This window comes from Zhongshania sp. (assembly GCF_041584495.1).
In the GTDB taxonomy this organism is placed as follows: domain Bacteria; phylum Pseudomonadota; class Gammaproteobacteria; order Pseudomonadales; family Spongiibacteraceae; genus Spongiibacter.
In genome coordinates, this window is record NZ_JBFHDY010000234.1 from 1 (window position 1) to 2,573 (window position 2,573).

Sequence of the window (2,573 nt, forward strand, 5' to 3'; positions counted from 1 at the left end):
CGCCGATGCCTTAGTGGTGTGTACCGAATGGAATGCGTTTAAAGCACCGGATTTTGATGTTGTTAAAGAGCATTTAAAACACCCCGTTATTATCGATGGCCGTAATTTGTATGAGCCAGAAATGCTTGAAGGTTATGGGATAGCTTATTACGGGATTGGACGGGGACGGAGTGTGGTTAAAACCTAGGTAGCGAGTGGTAACGCCCTTGGCGGCGCAAAGCTGCTTGATGCTTCGTTGCTGGAATGGACCCCCTGCCTTCGCAGGGGCGGAGTCCGGCTTCGCAGGAGTGACGAACAAATTAAATTTGCAGTATTTGTTGTCATGCCTGCGCAGAAGTGGGTCATGCTTAATTTGTAGTCATACCCCCGTGCTGCATTAAGTCATCCCTGCGGAGGCAGGGATCCATATGAACGCAGTGAATGCATGGTGGGGCAGCGCTTTAGCCCGAACTCCGTTGCAGCAATGGACCCCCTGCCTTCGCAGGGGCGGAGTCCGGCTTCGCAGGAGTGACGAATAAATTAAATTTGCAGTATTTGTTGTCATACCTGCGTAGGAGTGACCTCCGAGCTTCGCAGTAAAGACTAAAAATTATCTGCTACGTCATACCTGCGTAGGCAGGTATCCATGTGAACGTAGTGAATCCTTCTTGGTGGTAGTGTCTGAGTTTGGCCTGTACTGATCGATGAGTGATATTGTTACTATTTATTCGTATACATTTTTACGATGTCCAACACGCAGCACTAAAACGACTAGTCTGCCGTCTTCAATTTGGCAGATTATAAGGTAATTGTGGACACGGTAACGCCACAGTCCGGTCATATCGCGGGAAAGTGGTTTTCCAAAGCGGCGGGGGTCTTCGTTGGTGGCAATGCGTTCCCGGATATAGCGTAGAATTTCTTGTTGTGCTTTTCGGTCGAGTTTTCGGAGTTCTTTCGCTCCCTCGTCGTCAAACTCAATTTCCCACGTCAAGATCCTGCTGCATATCGTCCAAGGTCCAGCGTTTACCAGGATTCTCTAGTCGGTTGGCGGCCAAGTATTTATCTTCCAGATCATCTATATGTTCTAGAATTGCTTCTTTGGCATAAAACGTTTTGGTGCGGCCGGTTTTGGCTGCTAACGCAGTTAAGCGCGCCTCGATGTCTTCAGGCAATCTAATGGCATCTACTACTCCACTGGAAATAGTTGGTGTGTAGAATGATGTCTTCGCAGTTAGGGTAGGTATAGCAGGTCGTTGTGTTGGCTCCATCCAAGGTTTTCCTCTTCAAGCGTTAGTTATTCCCCGGTGTCTTGCATTACCATAAGGCTTTTTACAGTGGATGTTGTTGCATGAAAACAATTCTTGTTACCGGCGGTGCTGGGTATATTGGCAGTCACACGGTTGTGGAGCTGCTTAAGGCCGGTTATTGGGTGGTGATTGTTGATAATTTGGTGAATAGCAATTTGGCGGTGCTGCCACGCATTGAGGCAATTTGTGGCAAGGCGCCGGTGTTTGTGAATGCCGATGTTCGCGATGCCAGCGCCATGGCTGCGGTGTTTACTGCGCATGCGATTGACGCGGTGATTCATTTTGCCGGTTTGAAGGCTGTGGGTGAGAGTGTTGAGCAGCCCATTCGGTATTACGAGAATAATGTGCACGGCACTATGGTCTTGTGTCAGGCAATGGCTGACGCTGGGGTGTTTAAACTGGTATTTAGCTCCTCTGCCACGGTGTACGGGCCAGATGCCCCCGTGCCCTATGTTGAAACGATGGCGCTGGGCCAGCCGTCTAGCCCTTATGGCGCGTCTAAGGCGATGGCCGAGCGGATTTTGGCCGATTTATGCGTCTCGGATTCGCGCTGGGCAATTGCGGCGCTGCGCTATTTTAATCCGATTGGTGCCCATGAATCGGGTTTGATTGGGGAGGACCCCAAGGGCATTCCCAATAATTTAATGCCGTTTATTGCCCGAGTTGCCGTTGGCAAATTAGCTGAGCTGGCGATATTTGGCGATGATTACGACACTCCAGACGGCACCTGCCAACGCGATTATTTGCATGTGGTGGATTTGGCCGAAGGCCACTGCCAGTCACTGTTGGCCCTTGAAAAGCCGGGTTTACACGCCTTTAACTTAGGCACCGGCCAAGGTGTGTCGGTGTTGGATATGGTAAAGGCGTTTGAGGCCGTCACTGGCCAGCCAGTACCGTATAAAATCGCACCCCGCCGCAGTGGTGATTTAGCCGCGTTCTGGGCCAATGCCGATAAAGCCAAGCAGGAGCTGGATTGGGTTGCTGGCCGTAGTCTAGAGCAAATGATGGCCGACACCTGGCGTTGGCAGAGCGGCAACCCAGATGGCTTTGCACAAGAGTGATGCTGGACGATTATTGGGTTTTATCCCTTTGCTGGGTGATTATTTCGCTGTCTTACCTGCGTGTCATCCCTGCCCAGGCACACTGCTGTCCGGAATAAATTCATATCAAGATTCCCTGCAGTGCTAGGAGCTCCTCTCGCTGCTGTCGTCGCCGTTTCCATATGCTGTATTCACTTCGTGGCCGCTGGAAGGCCGCTGAGGCCAGCAATCTGGCGCAGTCGGTTAG

General features: G+C 51.0%; 4 protein-coding genes. 2 read left to right on the plus strand and 2 right to left on the minus strand.

Annotation, left to right across the window (positions count from 1 at the left end; genetic code table 11):
- Nucleotides 1-187: UDP binding domain-containing protein (locus ABYP33_RS18540; protein WP_373092761.1), on the plus strand; the 187-nt coding region annotated here is incomplete at its 5' end.
- Between the two features lie 516 nt (nt 188-703).
- Here ABYP33_RS18540 and ABYP33_RS18545 read toward each other — a convergent pair.
- Together ABYP33_RS18545 and ABYP33_RS18550 are read right to left on the minus strand one after the other, a co-directional pair.
- Nucleotides 704-970: a type II toxin-antitoxin system RelE/ParE family toxin gene (locus ABYP33_RS18545; RefSeq protein WP_373092763.1), complete on the minus strand. Its 267-nt coding sequence runs from the start codon at nt 968-970 to the stop codon at nt 704-706.
- Nucleotides 954-1,151, minus strand: coding sequence for a TraY domain-containing protein (locus ABYP33_RS18550; protein WP_373092765.1), 198 nt, complete (start codon nt 1,149-1,151; stop codon nt 954-956). The genes ABYP33_RS18545 and ABYP33_RS18550 overlap by 17 nt, the downstream gene beginning before the upstream one ends.
- A gap of 176 nt (nt 1,152-1,327) precedes the next feature.
- On the opposite strand from ABYP33_RS18550, the gene galE reads away from it, so the two are divergent.
- Nucleotides 1,328-2,347, plus strand: a complete 1,020-nt coding sequence (gene galE / locus ABYP33_RS18555) for a UDP-glucose 4-epimerase GalE (protein ID WP_373092766.1) — start codon at nt 1,328-1,330, stop codon at nt 2,345-2,347.
- The last annotated feature ends 226 nt before the right edge of the window (nt 2,348-2,573 follow it).

Coding starts and splice junctions, on each gene's coding strand:
- galE (WP_373092766.1), top strand. CDS start 1,328: ATGAAAACAATTCTTGTTACCGGCGGTGCTGGGTATATTGGCAGTCAC.